Origin of the sequence: Dickeya chrysanthemi NCPPB 402, from assembly GCF_000406105.1 — a bacterium.
In the GTDB taxonomy this organism is placed as follows: domain Bacteria; phylum Pseudomonadota; class Gammaproteobacteria; order Enterobacterales; family Enterobacteriaceae; genus Dickeya; species Dickeya chrysanthemi.
The window spans coordinates 1560213-1582840 of sequence record NZ_CM001974.1 but is presented as its reverse complement, the minus strand read 5'-3'; the positions used below and the strand labels follow the sequence as shown (position 1 = coordinate 1582840).

Here is a 22628-nt window from a genome sequence, read left to right as displayed (position 1 = left end):
ATCAGTTCCATAACATCACGACCATTTTTCAGTCTCTCGTTTTTCCGCCGCCAGCAGGGCGTGAAACGCCTGTAGCGTCTGCGCCAGCGGCCCGTCGTTATCCAGCCGGCGGTATGCCGGCGGAACGGTCATCGCGGTAGCTCGCTGTAGCCGCTGCGCGATTTGCGTTTCATCTTCCCGCCCGCGCTGGCGTAACCGTTGCGCCAGCACCGCCGGCGACACTTGCAGGCACACCGGTAATAAACGATCGCCATAGCGCTGTTGTGCCTGCGAGTGGTGAGCGCGGGAACCGTTGACCACCACATCCAGCCCGGCAGACAGCCACTGATCGATTTCAATACCGATGCCGTACCGATATAGGTGCGCCTGCCAGTGCAACGCGAACAGGCCGCACTCGCGGCGGTGGGTAAACTCCGCCTCACTCAGCGCCACATGATTTTCACCGCCGGCCTGCGCCGGGCGGGTAATGTAGCGGTGCGCTACCAGCAGGCGCGCCGGTTCCGCCTGCCGCAAGGCATTCAACAACGCGTCTTTGCCGGAGCCGGAAGCGCCGGTCAGCCAGATGAGCCGCGCCATCAGAACACCTGTCGCCCCTGCGCCCAGACATGCCGAATCCGCACCTGGCCGTGAGTGTGATGCGCCAGCACCAGATCGGCACGCCGCCCAGCGGCAATCCGCCCGCGATCGCTTAACCCGACCGCCTGCGCCGGATTATCGCTGACCATCGCCACCGTCTGCGGCAGGGTAAACTCGTTACGTTGGTCGGCGGCAAGACGAAACGCCGCATCCAGCAAACTGGCGGGATAATAATCGGACGACAGAATATCCAGCAGGCCATGCTCCGCCAGATAAGATGCCGCCACGTTGCCGGAGTGGGAGCCGCCGCGCACGATATTGGGTGCCCCCATCAGTACTTTCATACCGCTGGCGTGCGAGGCCTGCGCCGCCCTCTCGGTAGTGGGAAACTCGGCAATCACGCTACCCAGCGCCAGCGATTCATGCACATGGGCGGCGGTAGCGTCGTCGTGGCTGGCCAGCGCAATACCGCGTTCACGGCAGTGAGCGGCAATCGCCAGCCGGTTCGGCGTCGACCAGCGTTCAGACAACATGCGCTGTTCGGTTTCAAACGCGTCCATCTCCGCATCGTTCAGGTGGTATTTGCCCTGATAATACTCGCGGTATTTTTCCGGCGTGGCGAACTGCCGCTGCCCCGGCGAGTGGTCCATCAGCGACACCAACGCCACTTCCGGAATATCCATCAACGCTTCAAATAACGGCAGGGTGCTCTCGTGCGGTAATTCGCATCGCAGGTGCAGCAGATGCTGCGCCCGGTTCACCCCTTGCTGCTGGCTATGCACTACGGCGTCAATCATGCGCCGCAGGTTATCGAGCCGGTGGCCGCCGTCGCGCACATCGCCTATCGCCACCGCATCCAACACCGTGGTGATACCGCTGGAGACAATCAGCGCATCGTGGCTGCTCATCGCCGAATGGGCCGGCCAGTCGACTTTCGGGCGCGGCATAAAAAACTTGTCCAGATTGTCGGTATGCAGTTCCACCAGCCCCGGCAACAGCCAGCCGCCCTCGCCGTCCAGCGCCTGCGGCAGTTGGCTGGGGGTGGAAGAAAACGCCTCGATCACGCCATCTCGCCAGGCCAGCGACCCGCTGACCACTTCATCCGCCAGCACCAGTTGCACATTATTGATGATCCGGGTCGTATTGGTGTTCTGAGTAGCCGCGCTCATGACGTGAGCTCCTGAGTAACGGGTGTCATGTGATGCAGCCGGTCGGCCACGCGGGCGCGTACCTCGGCATCATGGAAAATACCGACTATCGCCGCGCCACGGGTACGCGCTTCTTCTATCAGCCCGACCACCGCCTCGCGGTTGGCGGCATCCAGCGAGGCGGTCGGTTCGTCCAGCAGCAGCAACGGATAGTCGGCGATAAATCCGCGAGCGATGTTGACCCGCTGTTGCTCGCCGCCGGAGAAGGTGGCGGGCGCCAGCGCCCATAACCGCTGCGGGACGTTGAGCCGGGTCAGCAGCTCGCCGGCCCGCGCTTCACATACCGCCCGGTCTTCACCGCGCTCCAGCAGCGGCTGCATCACCACCTCCAGTGTTGGAATACGCGGGATCACCCGCAGAAACTGGCTGACCCAGCCGATGGTGTCGCGCCGTACCGCCAGCACCTGCCGGGCCGGAGCCGTCGCCAGGTCCACCCAGCGATGACGATGGCGTACCCATACCTGGCCGCTATCCGGCTGATAATTGGCGTACAGCGAGCGCAGCAGCGTCGACTTGCCGCTGCCGGAATGGCCATGCAACACCACACACTCGCCCGCCGCTACCGTCAGACTGGCCTGATGCAACACCGGTAACCGGGCGGCGTGCTGGTTGTGCAGAACAAAGGTTTTACTCAGATTGTCCACCCGCAGAATGGTCATAGATGTGCCTTCGGTTGTCATAGTTCACCTCGTCGCCAGTCGCGCTTATCCCAACACCGACGACACCAGCAACTGGGTATAAGGATGATGGGGATCATCCAATACCCGGTCGGTCAGGCCGCTTTCCACCACCCGGCCTTCGCGCATCACCAGCAGCCGGTGCGCCAGCAAGCGCGCCACGCCGAGGTCATGGGTCACGATCACCACCGCCAGACCGAGGTCGCGCACCAGCGTGCGCAGCAGGTCCAGCAGCCGCGCCTGTACCGACACATCCAACCCGCCGGTCGGTTCATCCATAAACACCAGCTTCGGATGGGTGACCAGATTGCGGGCGATCTGCAACCGCTGCTGCATCCCGCCGGAAAAGGTGGTCGGCAGGTCGTCAAGCCGCGACAGCGGGATCTCCACGTCCTGTAGCCACTGCCCGGCCTGACGGCGAATATCGCCGTAGTGACGCCCACCGACCGCCATCAGCCGTTCGCCGATGTTACCGCCCGCTGACACGCGGGGCCGTAACCCGTCCAGCGGGTGCTGGTGTACCACGCCCCATTCGGTGCGCAACAGGCGGCGGCGGTCGCTTTCGCTCATGGCGTATAGCGAACGGCCCTGATAATCAATCTGCCCGGCCTGTGGCGTCAGCCGGGCGGAAATCGCCCGTAACAGCGTGGTTTTACCGGAGCCGGATTCGCCGACAATGCCCAGCACTTCGCCGGGATAGAGATCGAACGACACCTTGCTAAACCCTTTACCGGGGGCGTACAGGTGGGTCAGATTGCGCACCTGCAATAGCGGTGTTTCATCGTCACCGCCGGTGGGGGTACCCGGCACGATGCTCTGATCCACGCCGCTCTGATCAATGTGATTCATGGTGCCCGGCCTCCTGACGTTCACGGCAATAATCGGTATCGGAACAGACGTACAGCCGGGTGCCCTGATCGTCCATCACCACTTCATCGAGATAACTGTCGTGCGATCCGCACAGTGCACAGGGTTGATCCCAGCGTTGGACGCTGAACGGGTGGTCGTCAAAGTCGAGGCTTTCCACCTTGGTGTAAGGCGGCAACGCATAAATCCGCTTTTCACGCCCGGCGCCAAACAGTTGCAGCGCCGGCATCTGATGCATCTTCGGGTTGTCGAATTTCGGAATCGGCGACGGGTCCATGATGTAGCGACCGTTCACCTTCACCGGATACGCGTAAGTGGTGGCGATATGGCCGAAGCGGGCGATGTCTTCGTACAGCTTCACCTGCATGATGCCGTACTCCTCCAGCGCGTGCATTTTGCGCGTTTCGGTTTCACGCGGTTCGATAAAACGCAGCGGTTCGGGGATCGGCACCTGATAAATCAGGATCTGATCTTCGCGCAGCGGCGTTTCCGGGATGCGGTGGCGGGTTTGAATTAGCGTCGCCTCCACCGTGCGTTCGGTGGTCGCCGCCCCGCTGATCCGCTGGAAGAAGCGGCGGATCGACACCGCGTTGGTGGTATCGTCAGCCCCCTGATCGATGACTTTCAGCACATCGTCATCGCCGATCAGGCTGGCGGTGAGCTGGATGCCGCCGGTGCCCCAGCCGTAGGGCATCGGCATCTCCCTCCCGCCAAACGGCACCTGATAACCGGGAATCGCCACCGCTTTGAGGATGGCGCGCCGAATCGTTCGTTTACTCTGTTCGTCCAGATAACCGGGGTTATACCCGCTCAGCGTGTTCATCGCGCTCCTCCTGCGGTGACTGGCGTAACTGACGCAGCAACGCCAGCTCGGCCTGAAAGTCGACGTAATGCGGTAATTTGAGGTGAGAGACGAAACCGGCCGCCTCCACGTTGTCGGCGTGCGACAGCACAAACTCTTCGTCCTGCGCCGGGCTGTTGACCGGCTCCTGATAAGCCGGCGCTTGTAACGCCCGGTCTACCAGCGCCATCGCCATCGCCTTGCGCTCGGCACGGCCAAACACCAGCCCGTAGCCGCGGGTAAAATGTGGTGGATCCTCTTCCGGTACGGTAAAACCGTTAACCATTTCGCATTCGGTCAACAGGATGTCGCCGATCTCCAGCGCAAAGCCCAGCTCTTCCGGCTCGATTTCCACCGTGACGTAACCGGTGCGGATCTCGCCGGCGAACGGATGGTTGCGGCCATAACCTCGCTGGGTGGAGTAGCCCAACGCCAGCAGAAAGCCTTCGTCGCCGCGCGCCAACTGCTGCAACCGGGCGCTGCGCGGCATCGGATACGCCGGTGGATCGCGGGTGATATCCAGCGGTTCGCTGCCGTCATCCTGCTCGACCGCCGCCAGCCCTTCCGCCGTCATCATGGCGAATATATGCGGGCAGTGTTCCGCCAGCGGCTCCTCGGCCTTGGGCGCACGCGGTGTTTCACCTTCCGCCAACAAGGCGAAATCCAGCAACCGGTGGGTATAGTCATAGGTGGGCCCGAGCACCTGCCCGCCGGGTAAGTCCTTATAGACCGCCGAGATACGCCGTTCCAGTTGCATCCGCCCGGTATCCAGCGGCAGGCTATCCGCCAGCCGGGGCAGCGTGGTGCGATAAGCGCGCAGCAAAAAGATCGCCTCGACCAGATCGCCGCTCGCCTGCTTGATCGCCAGCGCCGCCAGTTCCCGGTCGTAAATGCCGCCTTCGGTCATCACCCGGTCTACCGCCAGCCCCAGTTGCTGCTCAATCTGCGCCGTCTGCACTTCGGCCAGCCGGGTATCGCCACGCCGCAAATTCGCCTGTAACTGATGGGCGGCCTCAATGGCTTTCTCGCCCCCTTTCACCGCGACATACATCAGCACACCTCCACATGCGTGGTACGCGGCAGCACCATCAGTGCGTTGCCGCAGGTAAACAGAAAGTCCAGCCCGGCGGGAAACGGGTGCGGGCGCTGCTCCAGATAATCCAGCACACTGGCGGGCAACTGCGGCGCAATCATCCGCGCTTCAGCAATGCCCGGCCCCGTCAGGCGTAATGCGCGACCGCCACCCAACGCGGGTAGCTCCAGCACCAGCGTGGTACTGTTTTCCGGCGCCATCTCATCGCCCGCCGCAAACCCCGCCAGCGACAGTTCCCGGCTGACCGGCAGCAAGGCGAACGCCGCCGCTTCGCGCTCCACCAGTTTCACCCCGGTGTGAAAGCGCAGGTTGTCCAGCAACGCGGCCTGCGACAGTGCCGGGTCCAGCCAGAGCGGTGTTTCGCGGTCCATCAGCGTCAAAACCACGGCGGTGGCGGAGGACGATAACCCCTCCCAACCGTTGTCATGGTCCAGCGATACCACCACGCCCGGTTCGCTCATCGCTTTCAATATGCGGCGAAAGGCGTACTGCGCATCGCGCCACGGATGGGAAAATCCTGCCAGTAACGTCATGCGTTATCTCCTCGCACCAACGTAAAGAAGTCGACCTTGCTGCTGGCTACCTCCCGCGCCCGTTGCTGACGCAACTCGTCATGGGTCGCGGCCAGCGGCACGATCAGGTGTTGATAGAGCGCGCTCTCCGTGCCCTGCTGTTGCAGTAACGCGTCGATCAATGCGCACAATTCGGCATGGGGCTTGTTACGCCCGGTGACGTAGCTGTAGCCGCAGGTACCGTCCTCCAGCCGGACAACGGCGCGGGTGACGGTGACATCCCCCAGCACGAAACGATTACCGGTCGCGCCCATGCGCGCCTGCAAGCGGGTTAAACCGATTTCCGGTGCGCGCAGCGCGTGCCAGGCGGGCTGTAACCCCAGCGACAGCCAGTGACGCCGCAGTTGCTCCGCATCGCTGTGCGCCAGTACCGACAGCCAACGCTGCCTTGTGGTTTGGGTGGTCATTCAGTGCTCCATGGTCAGTTCGATCATGTCGGCCCGCGCCAGACTGACGGAGTACTCCGCCACCCGGCCGCTGCCGTCAGAAACATTGAGCGTGCGGATGCACATCAGCGGGGTTTGCAGCGCCACTTCCAGCAACTGCGCTTCTTTCGCCTGCGATGCCCGGGCGCTGATGCGGGTCTGACGCCGCGTCAGCGATTGTTGTAATTCCTGAGCCAGAAAATCGTGCAACGACCCGCTGGTGAAACGTTGCAGTGTGGGCCACCAGCCAAGCTCCGGCAGGTAGTGGTCGATCAACGATACCGGCACGCCGTTGACCCGGCGCAGAGTACGCAGGTGAATCACCTCATCGCCTTCGTCCCGCCCCAGCGCCGCCGCCACGGATGCATTAGCCGGGCGCAACACCGCCAGCAGCCGCTCACTGGTGGGATGACTGCCCTGCTCCAGCAGATTCTGGCTAAAACGTGTTTGCGCGTGTAACGGGTAATCATAAGGACGCATCAGCACCAGAATGCCGACGCCATGCCGGCGCTGCACCAGCCCTTTATTGACCAGCTCGTCCACCGCCCGGCGCAGCGTATGGCGATTGACGTCATAACGCGCCGCCAACTGCTGTTCGGACGGCAAATAATCGCCGCAGCGATACACCGTGCGCAGTTCCTCTTCCAACCGGGCGGCGATGGCCTGATACACAGTGGTAGGATGTCTAGATAACCTGTCCATAAAAAACTCCTGCTCGCAGGGTTCGACTCCGTATCCCGACTGGCACACGGATTTTGCTTAACCCCGACACCGAGCCGGAATGCAACCCGCTATCGGCGTAGCTGACGTCTCAGTCAGGGAAATTGAGGTTATGTTGACAACACTGTGTGACAGGCTGGCGAAGCGCGGATGACGATATGGTGAAGGAAAAAGGACAGGCGGTGAGGCTGGTTGATTTAATAGCGAAGCGGGTAGTGAACGAGGAACGTTTATTCGCTCAAATTTGAGCTGGCACGTTGTGGATCAGGGCTATGTCTAGGGTGACGGACGGCTTTGGGCCAGAAGTGGGAGTTGCTAACATCATGTTAAGTTAATTAGCGGGGAGTAGGTCAGCGCTGCTATCAACCCGTACTGATGTATGCCATTAGATATTCTCAGTACACTTTGTTGTTATAGAATGGTTTTTCCAGAGATGTAATAAGTAAGGACTGCTATGGGAACGGCACAGGAACATAGGGAGAAAAGAGAAATCGCACTAAGTCTGGCGAATGCCGGGTTTGTTGAAGCGTTTCTTGGCGTATTGCCGGTTGATGATATTTTACTGGACAGAATTGTTCCGGAGCACTGGTCCATGGTTAATCCTGCCTGGCGAAATCATCCGGAACGAAAACATCTGAAGGTCGATTTTAATTGGTTGCGGCAGCGCAACAAAAGACGTGACAAGTTAGATGCGAGTATCTGGTGTGGTGAACACCTTTGTGGACTGTTTCTGGCCAAGCTATCCCGAAAACGCATTAATGTTGCGCTAAGATTTCTGGAGTCTAATCCAAATGAGACACCACTCAGTGGATACATGATCCCGATTGGACTCATCATTGCGGAGAGTTTCGCCCGCGCTTATGGTGCGAAAGAAGTGATGGTAAGTCAGCCGGACAAGCTGCTCATCCCCCTATACCGTGAACAGGGTTTTGAGCTAATCCCGGCAGACCAGTCGCGCGAAAGACGTTCCTGCAACATACGCGCTAAAGTTCTGGTCAAAAAGCTGACGGATACAGAGTGAGCGTTTAATGGGCAGTTATGGTATTATTCTTCCAAGAGGTGAGGTGAGGTGAATATATGGCAAAAGTGAAAAGTAAAACCGTAAGTAAAACGCCAGCAACTACAAAAGTTGTGGTTTCTGCGCGCGTAGAAAACGGAACGAAGCCGCGGTCACTCACTCTCGACGATTTCACTAGTGAATACCGCGAGGTGGTAAAAGAACTTCTGGCGCTTAAACGCAAAAACGCTGCCGGGGCGGGTACTCTCGAAGATGCTACCCATGAAAACGTTGTTGAACAAGCTGTCATGCGTGTCGTGCATGTGGGTCAAAAACAGCACATCGCACCTGCTAAAGTCAGACAGATGATCGCAAGTGGTTCTGAGTCTGCGCGCAGTCAGCGAAGCTGGCAGCCCCAGAAGGCTCACGAACGCCGGTCTGGCATGCTAGCTGGCTCTTCCCGGCTGCGCAAAATTGGTTAGTTCAAACCTGCTTCGGCGGTTTTTTTGTATCTGCCTGCAAATATCAAAAGGAACAACCACGATGCTGCTAACCGCTACAAATAAGCCCTTCAGGAAAGACTAGGGTCTGTCCCTTAACCTCCCTACACGCTAAAAGTGCTGCAAGAATCATTTCCGAAATGTGATTTTTGGTTAAACATCGACCTTTTTTAGTCGTTCTTTATCGCTTAAAAGCGTTTTTTGCACAGTTATAACAATGCTGAACTGTACAAAAAATAGTTACGGGACACACTCTAATCTTGCTAACATATTTTCGATAAATGGCCTAGTCACTGTAATTCCCCATAATACCAACGTTCTCCTGAAAACCACTCACCAGGATCGTCACCGCCATAGTAATCAAGTGTAATGCCCAATTCCTGCACCCCATCTGGAAGAATTAGCCCCCACTCCTGGGCAAGGCTTCGTTCTCTGATGAGTACCGATGAACCATTTTCAGAACACCCCTCTGTAATGAAGCTTTGAAAGTACTCCTCCGAGCGAAATAAACAGACTTCACTTGTAAACATATCCGGGAGGCAAATTACGGTAGTTATTCGAGGAATGTCATTACAATCTGCTGTGGCGAGCATCAAGTTGTAACAGGCGTTAATCATAGCCTGCGCACACGCTGCCTTAGTTTTCTGTTTACTATGTTTTCCTTGAATAAGATTAATTTCTACAGGTATCTTGTAATTCCAGTAATGTTGATACTCAGAGAAATCTGCGCGATCTGGGTTATGAAAGGTTTCAGCCCAAACGGTTAAGTGATTTTATACGATGGGGAATGTTTCGTACTCTTGTGCGGTTATCCCTGCATAAACGCCTGCTCATATTGTTAACTTCCTGCTTTTTTATTGACTATCGATTTAGTAGCATAACTATACCGCTGTTATTTCCTATACCAAATGCAGACCAAAACTACTGCTGTGAACCCTAACGTTAATCTCCCCCAGGTATCTGGAAAAAACTCCAGTGTGATAACAGAACACATTACAATCAGGATAACGGGGCCACTCCCCATAGAATATCGCTTGCAAGCTCCCTTAGAAACTTGACAATATATCGCACCACATCAATATCCAAGTTTAAAGTTACTAACTTTCAATCCTATGGTAAAAACTACGTGATTACCACTTTCATCAGCATATCATTGCAATATCTGTCGATATCACATTCTTATTTGGCATTTTGATTTACAACAGTTTTCTTTACCTCATCCAATACAAGTGAATAAAATGCAGAGAATACGTACCAACATACCAACAATCACCCTCCTCTTTTTCCTGTTACCGTGGCAGGTTACGTTAGCGAATAACGCTCATTTTCCTGGTGGCGTCAAACTTCCCGACGACGTACAACGCTTCTTAAATAATGCGGAAGAATGCCAATATTTATCCGGAGAGTGGGACGGCACACTGCCTAAATCACGCCAGCGTGAAATTGAGCGAGAAGTGGATAAATATTGTAAGCCGGCGAAAAAAGCAAAAGAAGGAACTCAGAAATAAGTATAAAGGAAATCAGCAAATAGAGGATAAACTCAGTGAATATGATTTTTAATTTCTCGTCGATACCGACTGTTTACCCAAAAAAAAGCCAGTCGACGAATCAGACTGGCTTTATGTATCGGCTCAGCACCGGGCTGAACGCTGCTGGGTGGGTGTTCACTGAAGTGCGAGTTCCTTATTAACAGGTTTAGGTTTGGTGTCATCCACCCCGATTGCCCGTAGCCTCGCCAGCGCCCGTTCCGCTTCTTGCAGCACGTGCTGACATTGCTCCTGGGTAATGGTCAACGGTGGTTCGATGCGAATCGACTTGGCGTTGTTCAGCGTGCCTGCCACCAGCACACGGCGTTGGAACAGCTCACTGGCAAAAGCATAGCCAATCGCGTTTTCTCTGAATTCAATCGCCTGCAACAGCCCTTTGCCGCGTGCTTCCACGATCAGATCAGGATACGCCGCCGCCAGCCGTTTCAGCCCGTCCAGCAAGAATGCGCCCTGACGCGCCGCCTGATCCGCCAGATTATCGCGCAGCAACACATTGATGGTCGCCAGCGCCGCCGCACAGGCCAGCGGGTTGCCGCCAAAGGTGGTGGTATGCAGGAACGGGTTGTCGAACAGCACCGAGAACACCTCTTCTGTCGCGACCGTCGCGCCAATCGGCATCACGCCGCCGCCAAGCGCCTTGGCCAGACACAAGATATCCGGCTGCACGCCATAGTGCTCGCAGGCAAACATCTTGCCGGTGCGCCCCATGCCGGTCTGAACTTCATCCAGAATCAGCAACGCGCCGATTTCATCACACAATGCGCGCACCGCGGGCAGATAGGATTCCGACGGCACAATGACGCCACCTTCGCCCTGAATCGGCTCCAGAATCACCGCCGCGATGCCTTCGCCATTGCGCCGACACTGCTCGACTTTCTGTCGCATGGCCTGAATATCGCCAAACGCTACATGGTGGAAACCGGGCAATAATGGCATGAACGGGCGGCGGAACACCGGCTTGGCGGTGGCGGACAACGCCCCCAACGACTTACCGTGGAATGCGCCGTGAGTCGCGATGAAACTAAACTTACCGCGCGGCGACTGATACGCCTTCGCCAGCTTGATTGCCGCTTCCACCGACTCGGTGCCGCTGTTGCTAAAGAAGCTGTACTTCAGCGTACCGGGCGTGATGGCCGCCAGCGTTTTCGCCAGCATGGCACGCAGCGGGTCCAGCAACTCCTGACTGTGCAATGGCTGTTTGGACAACTGTTTCTCCACCGCCGCCACCACCGTAGGATTACGGTGACCGACGTTGAAAATACCGTAGCCGCCAAGACAATCGAGGTACTCATTGCCTTGTGTATCGAGCAACGTGTTGGGGCCGCTGGCGCGCCACTCTACCGCACCGTAGCTGCCACCGGAGGTGACGGATTTTCTGTACTCCAGAAAACCGGGATTGACGTATTCACGAAAGGCATTAAGGGTTTCACGATTGAGCGTTGCCATCGCATCGGCGGACAGGCTATCGCTCATAATCCAGTTAAGGGCCTGCTGAGAACACTCTAGCGGGTTGAAAGGTGACAGTGAGCTGGACAAAATGCGCTCCTTGGAAGTGAGGTATCACGTGATACCAATTTAAGTAATGCATATAACGCACCACTCCGCCTGCCCCATCGGGAAATCACGATTTTCGTCTGTCACTGTTTATTTTTGAAAAAAGTTATAAACAATTTTGTTTATCTTCCGCGATATACCGCTATTGAAACCCCAATAAAGAGTAAAAAACACCCAAAAAATAAGGCGAACGCACCGTTACTGTGCAGTTCGCCCTACTATCGGGCAGTTTTTCACCACCCTGGCTTATCTTTACGACTCAGTGACGGATCATGATATGCCGTACTACGGTGTAGTCTTCCAGACCGTAGACCGACATGTCTTTGCCGTAGCCAGACAGCTTTTGGCCGCCGTGCGGCATCTCGCTGACCAACATAAAGTGAGTGTTGACCCAGGTGCAGCCGTATTCCAGACAGGCGGCGACACGATGTGCGCGGCCGATATCTCGTGTCCATACCGACGAAGCCAGCCCGTAGCGTGAGTCGTTGGCCCACGCAACCACCTGCGCCTCATCGTCAAACGGTGTGATGGAGATGACCGGGCCAAACACCTCCCGCTGGACGATTTCATCTTCATGCCGGGCATCCGCCAGCACGGTGGGTTGAAAATAGTAACCGCCGCCGGGCATCCGCTCCCCACCGGTAATCAACCGGATATGCGATTGCGCGCAGGCCCGTTCGACAAAACCGGCCACCCGCTCCAGTTGCTCCGCCGTGATCAACGGCCCGAGTTCCGTAGTCGGGTCGTCGGGCGTGCCGATTTTGAGCGAAGCCACCGCCCGGCCCAGTTTTTCCACCAGTTGGTCATAAACAGGACGTTGTACGTACAGACGGCAGGCCGCGGTACAATCCTGCCCGGCGTTGTAGAAACCAAAACTGCGGATACCATCCACCACCTGCTCCAGGTCGGCGTCATCAAACACGATCACCGGCGCCTTGCCGCCCAGCTCCATGTGAGTGCGTTTCACACTGGCCGCCGCATTGCCGATGATGTGCGAACCGGTGGCAATCGAACCGGTCAGCGACACCATCCGTACCCGTTCGTGGCCGGTCAGTGCGTCGCCGATTTCCCGTCCCTGCCCAAACAGGATGTTAACCACGCCCGGCGGGAATAAATCAGCCAGCAGGCTGGCCAGATACAGCGTTGTCAGCGGCGTCTGCTCCGCCGGTTTTAACACCACGCAGTTACCCGCCGCCAGCGCCGGAGCCAGCTTCCATGCCGCCATCATCAGCGGGTAATTCCAGGGGGCTATCGAGGCGACGACGCCCACCGGATCACGGCGGATCATCGAGGTATGACCTTCCAGATACTCGCCTGCCGCCGAACCGTTCAGGCAACGGGCCGCGCCGGCAAAGAAGCGAAAGACGTCCGCCACCGCCGGGATCTCGTCATTCAGCGCCGCATGATAGGGTTTACCGCAGTTCAACGACTCCAGATGCGCCAGGATTTCACTGTGCTGTTCAATCCGATCCGCCAGCTTCAACAGCAGCGTGGCACGTGTTTTCGGTGTGGTCTGCCCCCAGTGGGCAAACGCCGTATCCGCCGCCATGACCGCGGCATCCACCTGCGTCAGGTCCGCCTGCGCTATCATGGTGATGACGTCCCCCGTCGCCGGGTTATACACCCGGTAAGGCGCGCCGTTACCCGGCACCCGCTTTCCATCAATCAACATGTCAATCAACAAATTGTCGTGCATACTCTGCTCCCCTGAAGCGATAGCTGTAGACGTCCCCTATAACGGTCATCTAGCAAAATACCTGCCATCTTCTGTAGCCGCTCACCGATAAAGACGGTATTCGCTGTCTCTCAAGCGTAGCCGAGCCAGTGCCAAAAGGAGAGCCAACGGCGAATGATGTCGCTCACATAATGCAGAGATAACCAGAGTCTCTACGGGCGTTATATCGGGAGCCCATAGTGCATGAGTTTTCCAGACAGGGGGTTTTAACGCTTACCTCAATAGGTTTTTATTGTCGTTTTATTTTAATAACCAGAAAGCCCGTAATCATAACGCGCTATATTTATTTACTCACAAGCGAAACAATGTGACATCACCGATAGATTTATAAAATAGCGCACGCAGGAAACCTGTAAATTATTATCATTTATTCCCGGCGTCACCAAACACAATTGACATTAAATAAATATAATGAATTCGCCCGCGTGAATTAAAAAAACCTTAAAAATCAATACAATGATTAATTAAATAAAATGCATATAAAATATCAACTGTCAATACTCACCAAAATGAGGCGAAAAACAAACCTTTATAAAACAATGTCACAACAAAATAAAAACACTTACCCAAACAAAAAAAGCAACAACCAAAGGGATTAAACAAATTCCCGGAAACTCATTTTTCTTAATTGTTATAAAATTAATCTTATGATTAATAAACTAAAAAAACCAGACGTTTTTTCACCCTCACCTTCATGTCATTTAATTCATCCTAAAAAAGAGAAACAATTGAAATAATAGACTTAGATCAAGAAAAAATAGATGGAATAATCCCTATAGTACCGGTGACGACAGTAATCCAATCTCAATTAATTAACTCGTCATGCTGAGTAATGGGGAATCTATGGACTTTATCATTCAACTTGTCATAGTCCTGATCTGCCTGTTTTACGGTGCGCGAAAAGGCGGTATCGCGCTCGGATTACTAGGGGGTATCGGGCTCGTCATTCTGGTTTTCATTTTCAAACTGGAACCTGGGAAACCACCGGTGGATGTGATGCTGGTCATCATCTCCGTGGTGGCTGCGTCTGCTACGTTGCAAGCCTCCGGCGGCCTTGATGTCATGCTGCAGGTTGCGGAAAAAATGCTGCGGCGTAACCCGAAATATGTGTCGATTATTGCGCCCTTCGTCACCTGCATATTGACCATGCTGTGCGGCACCGGCCATGTGGTGTATACCATCCTGCCGATTATTTATGACGTCGCCATCAAAAATGACATCCGCCCGGAACGGCCGATGGCCGCCAGTTCGATCGGCGCGCAGATGGGGATTATCGCCAGCCCGGTATCGGTGGCGGTGGTGTCGCTGGTCGCCATGCTCGGCAAATTCACCTTCCACGGCAAACATCTTGAATTTCTGGACTTACTGGCCATCACGATTCCGTCTACCCTGCTGGGTATTCTGGCCATCGGGATTTTCAGCTGGTTCAGGGGTAAAGATCTGGACAAGGACCCGGAATTCCAGAAATTCATTTCCGTACCGGAGAACCGCGAGTACGTCTACGGCGACACCGCCACCCTGCTGGACCGCAAACTGCCGCGCAGCAACTGGGTCGCGATGTGGATCTTCCTTGCCACCATCGCCGCGGTAGCGCTGCTGGGGGCGGTAGAAAGCCTGCGTCCAACCTTCGGCGGCAAACCGCTGTCGATGGTGCTGGTGATTCAGATGTTCATGCTGTTATCCGGTGCCATCATCATTATCGCCACCAAAACCAATCCGGGGTCGATTTCGAAAAACGAAGTGTTCCGGTCCGGGATGATCGCAATTGTCGCGGTGTACGGTATCGCCTGGATGGCGGAAACCATGTTCGGCGCGCATCTGACGCAAATCAAGGAAACGCTGGGCACGCTGGTGAAAGATTACCCGTGGGCGTATGCGCTGGTCCTGCTGCTGGTGTCCAAGTTCGTCAACTCGCAGGCCGCCGCACTGGCTGCTATCGTACCGGTCGCCCTGGCGATTGGCGTTGACCCGGCGTACATTGTGGCGTCGGCGCCGGCCTGCTACGGTTACTACATTCTGCCGACCTACCCCAGCGATCTGGCTGCCATCCAGTTCGACCGCTCCGGTACCACCCACATCGGCCGGTTTGTGATTAACCACAGTTTCATCCTGCCGGGCCTGATTGGCGTCAGCACCTCCTGCGTATTCGGCTGGGTGTTCGCCGCCATGTACGGATATTACTAAGTTATCCCGCAGCGTCGGGCCGCTCTGACGCTGTAACGGTTCTCCCCACAACCGCCCGTCCGGTCCCAACCGGCGGGCGGTTTTTCGTTACCCGTCCACAGACTGACGCTATCATGCAACACTGTGCCGGGCCAGCGCGTCGGTACTGTCGATAGCGACTGCGCGGTTGCCAGGCCAGGCGGTGGGGTTATTGCGGTATAAGAGGAAACTCAATGCCGCAACAGGCTCGGGCTTGTTCGAGAACATCGGCGACGACCAAGGCGGTATCCAGTAATTCATAACACCGGGCGCTATCCTGAGCGCTAAAAATATCCCTGAAAACCTCGAATTCATACACCATGTGGCTGCTATTCGCCGAGTCGTCAAATCGAGTGAGAGCCCCTTGTTGCGAACATTCGATATGTTTACACACTCCCGGCAAGTCATTAATTTTTACGTAACCGGCGGTCCCCTGAATAGTAAAATAGCTCGGGCTGGCCGAGTCCTTAGCCCCCATGCAGACGGCAATAAACGCCCCATAATTCATGACCAGCACGCCGGAGGTATCAATCCCGTTGGGCCCTTTATTGCAGCTATAATGCAGACTATGTGGCGCGCCGAATAACGCACAGACATGATAAATGTTATATAAATTGATGTCGTATAGCGCACCGCCCGACATGGCCGGGTCAAATGCCGGGTGCACGATGCCATTGACGTAATCATCATAGCGGCTGGAATACTGCGAGTAATTCGCCTGTATCATTTTAATATCGCCAATCTCAGTCGCTTTGCCCTTCAAATACTGAAACCCCGGAGTATGGATGGCAGTAATCGCCTCAAAAAGATAACGATTATTGGATTTTGCCAGCGAGACCAGTTCCCGCAATTGCGCCAGATTGGAGGTAAACGGCTTTTCACAGATAACATGTTTACCGGCGCAGAGGGCTTTATGCGCATAGGAAAAGTGCAGATGATTAGGTAGGCCGAGGTAGACAAAATCGATGTTGTCATCCTGTAACAAGGCGTCGTAATCAGTATAAAGCGACTGTATATGATATTTATTTTTTAATTCTTCACCTTTTTGCCGGCTTCCCTGACGAACACATAACGCTGAAAGCTCAATCCCGGCTATCGTGACCAGCGCTTCAAGACAAGACAAAACAATTTTACCCGACCCTACCAGTGCTATTCTCATGGGACAACTCCTGAACGAATTACCGAATCAGAGATGACTATACCCTAAATCATTAAAATTACAGGATAAACTGAGGGGATAAAAAAACCGGGCCGAAGCCCGGTTGCCTGAAGTCACGGTGCAGAAATTACTCCTGACTGGCGGGGCGAACCGCCAACGTCGCACGTTCCAGTTCGTAGGCGCGTGCTTTTTCTTCGTCGAACTGCCCTTCCCACTTGGCGATCACCAGTACCGCCAGCGCATTGCCGACCACGTTAAGTGCGGTGCGCGCCATATCCATAATACGATCGACCCCGGCGATAAATGCCAGTCCTTCCAGCGGAATGCCGACGCTGCCCAGCGTCGCCAGCAGCACCACAAAGGAGACGCCCGGTACACCGGCAATCCCTTTGGAGGTGATCATCAGCGTCAACACCAGCATCAGCTCCTGCCACAGGCTCAGGTCGATACCGTACAACTGAGCGATGAAAATGGCGGCGATACTTTGATACAGCGTAGAACCGTCAAGATTGAACGAATAGCCGGTCGGCACCACAAAACTGGTGATCGCTTTCGGCGCGCCATACGCTTCCATCTTTTGGATAATGCGTGGCAACACCGTTTCGGAACTGGCGGTGGAATAGGCCAGAATCAGCTCATCTTTCAGAATGCGGATCAGCGTCATAATCCGTAACCGGCACAGACGCGCTACCGCCCCTAGCACCACCAGTGCAAAGAACAGAATCGCGGCATAGACCAGGATCACCAGTTTGGCGAGCGGCCATAACGAAGCGAAACCGAAATTGGCGACGGTCACGGAAATCAGCGCAAAAACCCCGACCGGCGCATAACGCATGATCATGTTGGTCACGCGGAACATGGTTTCGGACGCACTGCGGAACACATTCAGCAGCGGATCACGCTGTTCGCGCGGCAGCGATGACAAACCAAGACCAAATAATACCGAGAAGAAGATCACCGGCAGCATTTCGCCTTTTGCCAGCGCGGCAAAAATATTAGGCGGAATCAACGACAATATAGTGCTGACCAGACTGTGCGAACCGCTTTGTACCTGCTCGGTGGTTTTCTCATACTGAGAAATGTCTACCCGGGTCAACATCGACATATCGATGCCGTGCCCCGGCTGAAACACATTGGCCAGCGTAATCCCGATGACAATCGCCAGCGTGGTGATGATTTCAAAATAAGCGATGGTTTTGAAACCGATGCGCCCGAGCTTTTTAGCGTCGCCGACACCGGCGATGCCAACCACCAGCGTAGTGATGACGATCGGCACCACAATCATCTTGATCAACCGGATAAAAATATCCCCGGCCGGGCTCAGCACATTAACGATCATCCACTGTTTATTGGCCGGGTTTTCATGCAGCCAGGCGCCGACGGCAATACCGATGATCAACGCGATGAGAATTTGCCAGGCAAGGCTAACTTTCTGTTTTTTCATGATACGAATCCATTGTCTGTGCTCCCTGCGACTACTTGCCGATGGCTAAACCACTGCCACCGAACATTCCAGCGAATGCTGAACTGCTACAGATGAAGGGGGAGGTTAGAAGGTTATTTTTTTGCACAAATCGTGACTCACAGGCAAACACGTGACTCACCAAAACAGAATGCGTAATCAAATAGTTATTCACTTTAAGTGCGCAACTATTTGTATCGCAAAAGAAAATTGTATCGCAAAAGAAAATAAAAAAGGCATAACTTGTTGTTATGCCGCGGCATGCTACTATCCCCCTCCCCTGAGATCAAGCGCTACGTTCGGGGGACTTTTCATAATTATGCGTTTCATCACTGTATGCCGGCCATCATACCGGCCATCGGCGACCTGCTGAATACGCGAAATCCAGTCAGTGCCGACAACGGCAAAATACTGCCGATTCCCCGGTTTCAGGCTGTAAAATCAACGCTTAAATCTGATAATCGATCACCGGTTCGCTCTCATCGGCGAACACCCGACTCTTGATGTCGTCCTGGCTGAGTTCCGGGTTGCACAATTGAATAAACTTCCAGATATAATTGCGCTGTAACTGCCCGCGTTTGAGGCCCAGCCAGACCGTGTTGTCGTCAAACAGGTGGCCGGCATCCAGCCGAACCAAACCGGGGTCGCGCACGGCGTCAAACGACATATCAGCAACGATACCGACCCCGAGCCCCAGCTCAACGTAGGTTTTGATCACATCCGAGTCTTGCGCACTGATGGAAATATGCGGCGTCAGACCAGCGGCGGCAAACGCCCGATCGATGCGTGAGCGGCCGGTAATGCCCTGTCGGTAGGTAATCAGCGGAACCTCACTGAGTTTGTCGAGCGTTATCGGCGACGCCAGCGCCAGCGTGTGCCCTTCCGGCACCAACACGGCATGATGCCATCGATACCAGGGAAATGCCGCCAGCGAATTGACGTTCATCAGTTGCTCGGTCGCGATCCCGATATCCGCTTCGCCGGATTCCAGCATCGCGACGATTTCATCCGGCGTACCCTGATTCAGCACCAGTTGCACCTGCGGATAAAGCGAGCGAAACGCCTTGATGATTTCCGGCAAACTATAACGCGCCTGAGTATGGGTAGTCGCGATAACCAATTGCCCGACATCATTGTCGCTGAACAGGTTCGCCAGCCGACGGATGTGGTTGGCATCGTTAAGAATACGCTCGGCCATCACCAGCAGCTCTTTGCCCGGCTCCGTCATACCCAGCAGGCGCTTACCACGGCGAATAAAAATCTCAATCCCCAGTTCTTCTTCCAGTTCGCGGATATGACGGCTTACGCCAGACTGGGATGTGAACAGCGTATTGGCAACCTCGGTCAGGTTATAGTTGCACCGCGCCGATTCACGAATAATCTTCAGTTGTTGAAAGTTCACGCCCTTGTCCCTTGTCTGTCGTTTCGTTATTACTATTGATACGAAGTATTTTTATTCCACACAAATAAGAAAAACCTACTATTTATAACTTTTTGAGATATACGGATAAGATTAAATCAGTGCGCTGATGGAGTTACGGCTAATGAAGACGGTACTCTGATTACTCGAAAACGCTATAGCCATAGCCATTGAAAACTATTTACTGATTGCGGGTACTACTTTTACTGTCTGCTTTCTATAATCCACATCAGATATTTAGATTTTAACCTTCCATAGATAATACAACAATAGAATAGAGAATAATCGTTGTTAATTCAGTTATGGTAATACTCAAAGCCGTAGGTTTTTCATAAAACCTTATGGTTTATTCAAAAAACAGACTCAAACCCACTCATTATATTAAAGGTTGATTAAAATGATCGAAGACGATATTTACCCCCTGTTAGGAAAACTGGTTAACGGCCGAGTTTATGCCTATGCCATTCCATTTTTCCATTATCACTCAACTCATCAAAAACATCCTTTTATCCTATTTTCTCTTAGCCAGGAATATAATTACGACGTAGCACAGAAGCCAACTAGCCAGCTTATCAGCATTAGTGTAGCTTGCTATGCAGGCACTGTAGCCGAAGCTCGAGCACTTCGCGAACAAGCAAAGGTAGCTCTGACCATTCTGAAACCAAACAAATCTATTGAATATAACGATTTTGATGTGGAATACGAAAAATTTCGTATGACATTAGAAATCTTACTTTCTCGTTAACCCCAACACTTCACTCATTCCCTCAAAGAAGCCCATTGAATTCGACCAATTTCCTGGTCGATGAATAATTGTTTATCAATAAAAAGGAAATCTAAATCATGTGGTATAGAATAGGCAGTTTGTCTTTATTTTCTGGTAGTAAATTCGTATTGGGAAATAACACTACATTTGCAGATAAAAATAATGGTGTGACGGCAGGAGGCATGTTGCTGATTTTCACCGGTTGTAGTATCCGCATTTATGAAATCGCATCGGTAGTGTCAGATACCGAACTGATGTTAGCCAGCGAATACACTGGCTGTACAGAAAACGGCGTGCGTTACGCTATCACTGTCTTTGGTAGCAATGACACCTTTGATCATGCAGCTTATGTGGCTCAAATCGCATCAATACTGGCTGGTTATCAGTCCCAATTGACCCAATGGAAACAGGTACTGACCGAGCATGGTCAGGTTACACTGATAGACAGCAACGGCCACAATGTGGCAATCAGCACCTTGCCAGATCTGACTGATGCAGTCAGCAGGATGATGGATAAGATACTGAATGGCGCAGATATTCCCGACAAAGCACAGTTTATTGCCAACCTGGGGCTGAGCGATGTGGTACGCAAATCTGACCTTGCAAATCATACTCATACTGCTTCACAGATTACTGACTTTACTGACGCAGTACGTAAGGTACTAGTAGCAACACTCACCGCAGGTCAAGGGGTATCACTGAATTATGATACAAGCAGCAACCAGTTGATCGTCAGTGTCACAGGAGGCAATGGAGGCAGTGGTACTAGTGGTAAGGGATATACAGTAGCATCGCGTGTTGGAGCATTGGCAAATCAGGTTTTTACCTTCCCTATCAGCAACCAGGTAGACTATAGCTTTGATGCGTATGCGCTAAAAGAGGAAGCAGGCCAAACCAATCAGTCTGTAACATTAGAGTCGTTTGATGCAACCAGCAAGAGTAATTATAATCAAACCACATCGTTGATCTGGGACAGTACAGTGAAGCCCTATACCGGTGGACAACTTTCCCTTACTCAAGATGGCTCACTTTACTCCACTATTGCAGCTACAGCAGAGGGTGACTTGACTGTAAGTGCGGCATCGAACTCACTCGTTCCCAAACTGACCTCTGCAACATCAGCAACAGGAATAACCATCTCACAAAGTAGTGCATTTAATAATGACCCTAACTGGTATGGGTGGAAGGTTTTTGATGGCGGTATAGTCGGCGATAATAATCGTTGGTCATCACAGGGAGCAGTACCTCAATGGATATCAGTTGCCTTTAATGAATCAAAAACGATTGACTCGTATTTTATTGTCGCACGCCAAAATTTCTCGCTGGGAGGAGTACCTACAGATTGGGAATTACAAGGCAGTAATGACGGCACTACCTGGGTAACACTCGATCAACGCAGTAATGTGAGCTTTGCACCTAATGAGAAAAAGACATTTAACATCAACAAGGCAACATATAAAAATTTCCGAATCTATGTTACTGCCGTTAATAATAGCCTGGCACTTGTAACAATTACTGAGCTTGGATTGCTGTATAGTGAGCATAAGATATTATTACGCTCAGGGAACAATTACTACACAAGCGTAAATGGTGTCCTAAGCTCAGTTAAAACTCCATTACAACCTGGCTATATCACATCTTCTGGATTCATTAGCTCAGGTAAAATTAATGCAGCATCTCTGGCGGATAAACTACCGTTGAGCGTAGTCTCTGAACAAAGTGGAGACGTTGTTGTGTCATTTATCCCAGGGCAGCAAATTATTTTGCCGAAGTCTCTGATTAATGGTAAATCCTGGCAGGCAATCAATTCAGCACAACTGCTAGTAACCTCGTCTGGCAAAGGTGTGTCAACTGTCGCCGTTTCGCGTAATTTGAATGACTGGGTCATCTGGAATGGTAATGCTTGGGTGTCGATAGGCTCATTGTCTTCAGATAAAACTGGAGCAAGCAAGTTAATTGCGAATGGTATGGATGTAACAACATTTAACCAAATTACTGCTACACAATGGGCGATGTTATACCCCAATACTAATGGTGTCCCTGACTCACTCGCATTCGCGCTAGCTTTAGATGTACCCGATCCATTGGTGGACAGTACCGCAGTTGACTCATTGATTTTGAATGTGAATAGCGCTTCTGCCTGGAAAAAGCAAAGTGAAACCGAGGTGGAGATTCGCTGGTATCCTGACAAGGTCACCTTTAAAACCATAGCATCAGGAAACTATAAACTGACGTATCAGCAGCCATAGTTATAACTATCTTTTATTGATACAAATTTGTTTACGGACCAGCTACCGCTGGGTCCTG

The 22628-nt window shown here is 53.4% G+C and carries 20 protein-coding genes and 1 pseudogene; 6 read left to right on the top strand and 15 right to left on the bottom strand.

Going from position 1 to position 22628, the window contains the following annotated elements:
• Positions 1-15 precede the first annotated feature (15 nt).
• The 9 genes from phnN to phnF are packed head-to-tail and all read right to left on the bottom strand — an operon-like array spanning position 16 to position 6961.
• Complete coding sequence (gene phnN / locus DCH402_RS07195; protein ID WP_040000503.1) at positions 16-576, bottom strand: ribose 1,5-bisphosphokinase; 561 nt, start codon at positions 574-576, stop codon at positions 16-18.
• A complete protein-coding gene (phnM, locus tag DCH402_RS07190) occupies positions 576-1745 on the bottom strand; it encodes an alpha-D-ribose 1-methylphosphonate 5-triphosphate diphosphatase (protein ID WP_050583273.1) in 1170 nt (389 codons plus the stop codon). The genes phnN and phnM overlap by 1 nt, the downstream gene beginning before the upstream one ends.
• On the bottom strand, positions 1742-2464 hold the full coding sequence (gene phnL / locus DCH402_RS07185) for a phosphonate C-P lyase system protein PhnL (protein WP_040000502.1): 723 nt from the start codon (positions 2462-2464) through the stop codon (positions 1742-1744). Before phnL ends, phnM begins: the two co-directional genes overlap by 4 nt.
• A 24-nt stretch (positions 2465-2488) precedes the next feature.
• The gene (gene phnK, locus DCH402_RS07180; RefSeq protein WP_233276326.1) at positions 2489-3310 is read right to left on the bottom strand and encodes a phosphonate C-P lyase system protein PhnK; all 822 of its coding nucleotides are present in this window, start codon (positions 3308-3310) and stop codon (positions 2489-2491) included.
• Positions 3297-4151 carry an alpha-D-ribose 1-methylphosphonate 5-phosphate C-P-lyase PhnJ gene (locus tag DCH402_RS07175; protein WP_040000501.1) on the bottom strand — a complete coding sequence of 285 codons (855 nt, stop codon included), beginning with the start codon at positions 4149-4151 and terminating at the stop codon, positions 3297-3299. The genes phnK and DCH402_RS07175 overlap by 14 nt, the downstream gene beginning before the upstream one ends.
• Positions 4129-5220, bottom strand: a complete 1092-nt coding sequence (locus DCH402_RS07170; protein WP_040000500.1) for a carbon-phosphorus lyase complex subunit — start codon at positions 5218-5220, stop codon at positions 4129-4131. Before DCH402_RS07170 ends, DCH402_RS07175 begins: the two co-directional genes overlap by 23 nt.
• Positions 5220-5795, bottom strand: a complete 576-nt coding sequence (gene phnH, locus DCH402_RS07165; protein WP_040000499.1) for a phosphonate C-P lyase system protein PhnH — start codon at positions 5793-5795, stop codon at positions 5220-5222. Before phnH ends, DCH402_RS07170 begins: the two co-directional genes overlap by 1 nt.
• Positions 5792-6241: a phosphonate C-P lyase system protein PhnG gene (gene phnG / locus DCH402_RS07160; protein ID WP_040000498.1), complete on the bottom strand. Its 450-nt coding sequence runs from the start codon at positions 6239-6241 to the stop codon at positions 5792-5794. The genes phnH and phnG overlap by 4 nt, the downstream gene beginning before the upstream one ends.
• A complete protein-coding gene (gene phnF, locus DCH402_RS07155; RefSeq protein ID WP_040000496.1) occupies positions 6242-6961 on the bottom strand; it encodes a phosphonate metabolism transcriptional regulator PhnF in 720 nt (239 codons plus the stop codon).
• A 472-nt stretch (positions 6962-7433) separates the two neighbouring features.
• On the opposite strand from phnF, the gene DCH402_RS07150 reads away from it, so the two are divergent.
• Positions 7434-8000 (top strand): hypothetical protein, encoded by a 567-nt coding sequence (locus DCH402_RS07150; protein WP_040000495.1) that lies wholly within the window; start codon positions 7434-7436, stop codon positions 7998-8000.
• 56 nt (positions 8001-8056) lie between these two features.
• The gene (locus DCH402_RS07145; protein ID WP_040000494.1) at positions 8057-8458 is read left to right on the top strand and encodes a hypothetical protein; all 402 of its coding nucleotides are present in this window, start codon (positions 8057-8059) and stop codon (positions 8456-8458) included.
• 308 nt (positions 8459-8766) lie between these two features.
• Here DCH402_RS07145 and DCH402_RS07140 read toward each other — a convergent pair.
• Positions 8767-9168: pseudogene (locus tag DCH402_RS07140) on the bottom strand (DUF3916 domain-containing protein); the annotation flags it as partial.
• 546 nt (positions 9169-9714) lie between these two features.
• Between DCH402_RS07140 and DCH402_RS21125 the strand changes: the two are divergent.
• Positions 9715-9984 carry a hypothetical protein gene (locus tag DCH402_RS21125; RefSeq protein WP_233276325.1) on the top strand — a complete coding sequence of 90 codons (270 nt, stop codon included), beginning with the start codon at positions 9715-9717 and terminating at the stop codon, positions 9982-9984.
• Positions 9985-10140: 156 nt separating this feature from the next.
• Here the strand turns inward: DCH402_RS21125 and ygjG are convergent, their stop codons facing one another.
• Positions 10141-11559, bottom strand: a complete 1419-nt coding sequence (ygjG, locus tag DCH402_RS07135) for a putrescine aminotransferase (protein ID WP_040000493.1) — start codon at positions 11557-11559, stop codon at positions 10141-10143.
• 277 nt (positions 11560-11836) lie between these two features.
• Positions 11837-13273, bottom strand: a complete 1437-nt coding sequence (gene patD, locus DCH402_RS07130) for an aminobutyraldehyde dehydrogenase (RefSeq protein ID WP_040000492.1) — start codon at positions 13271-13273, stop codon at positions 11837-11839.
• Positions 13274-14155: 882 nt separating this feature from the next.
• Here patD and DCH402_RS07125 point away from each other — a divergent pair.
• Complete coding sequence (locus DCH402_RS07125) at positions 14156-15496, top strand: anaerobic C4-dicarboxylate transporter (protein ID WP_040000491.1); 1341 nt, start codon at positions 14156-14158, stop codon at positions 15494-15496.
• A 187-nt stretch (positions 15497-15683) separates the two neighbouring features.
• On the opposite strand, the gene DCH402_RS07120 is transcribed toward DCH402_RS07125, so the two are convergent.
• The 3 genes from DCH402_RS07120 to cbl all read right to left on the bottom strand — a co-directional run bounded on the left by DCH402_RS07120 (position 15684) and on the right by cbl (position 19537).
• Positions 15684-16673 (bottom strand): Gfo/Idh/MocA family protein, encoded by a 990-nt coding sequence (locus DCH402_RS07120; RefSeq protein ID WP_040000490.1) that lies wholly within the window; start codon positions 16671-16673, stop codon positions 15684-15686.
• A 127-nt stretch (positions 16674-16800) separates the two neighbouring features.
• A complete protein-coding gene (gene gltP, locus DCH402_RS07115; protein WP_040000489.1) occupies positions 16801-18117 on the bottom strand; it encodes a glutamate/aspartate:proton symporter GltP in 1317 nt (438 codons plus the stop codon).
• A 466-nt stretch (positions 18118-18583) separates the two neighbouring features.
• Positions 18584-19537 (bottom strand): HTH-type transcriptional regulator Cbl, encoded by a 954-nt coding sequence (gene cbl, locus DCH402_RS07110; RefSeq protein ID WP_040000488.1) that lies wholly within the window; start codon positions 19535-19537, stop codon positions 18584-18586.
• A gap of 415 nt (positions 19538-19952) precedes the next feature.
• Here cbl and DCH402_RS07105 point away from each other — a divergent pair, with 415 nt between their 5' ends.
• Together DCH402_RS07105 and DCH402_RS07100 are read left to right on the top strand one after the other, a co-directional pair.
• Positions 19953-20300: a hypothetical protein gene (locus DCH402_RS07105; protein ID WP_040000487.1), complete on the top strand. Its 348-nt coding sequence runs from the start codon at positions 19953-19955 to the stop codon at positions 20298-20300.
• A 98-nt stretch (positions 20301-20398) separates the two neighbouring features.
• On the top strand, positions 20399-22570 hold the full coding sequence (locus DCH402_RS07100) for a discoidin domain-containing protein (protein WP_040000486.1): 2172 nt from the start codon (positions 20399-20401) through the stop codon (positions 22568-22570).
• Positions 22571-22628 lie beyond the last annotated feature (58 nt).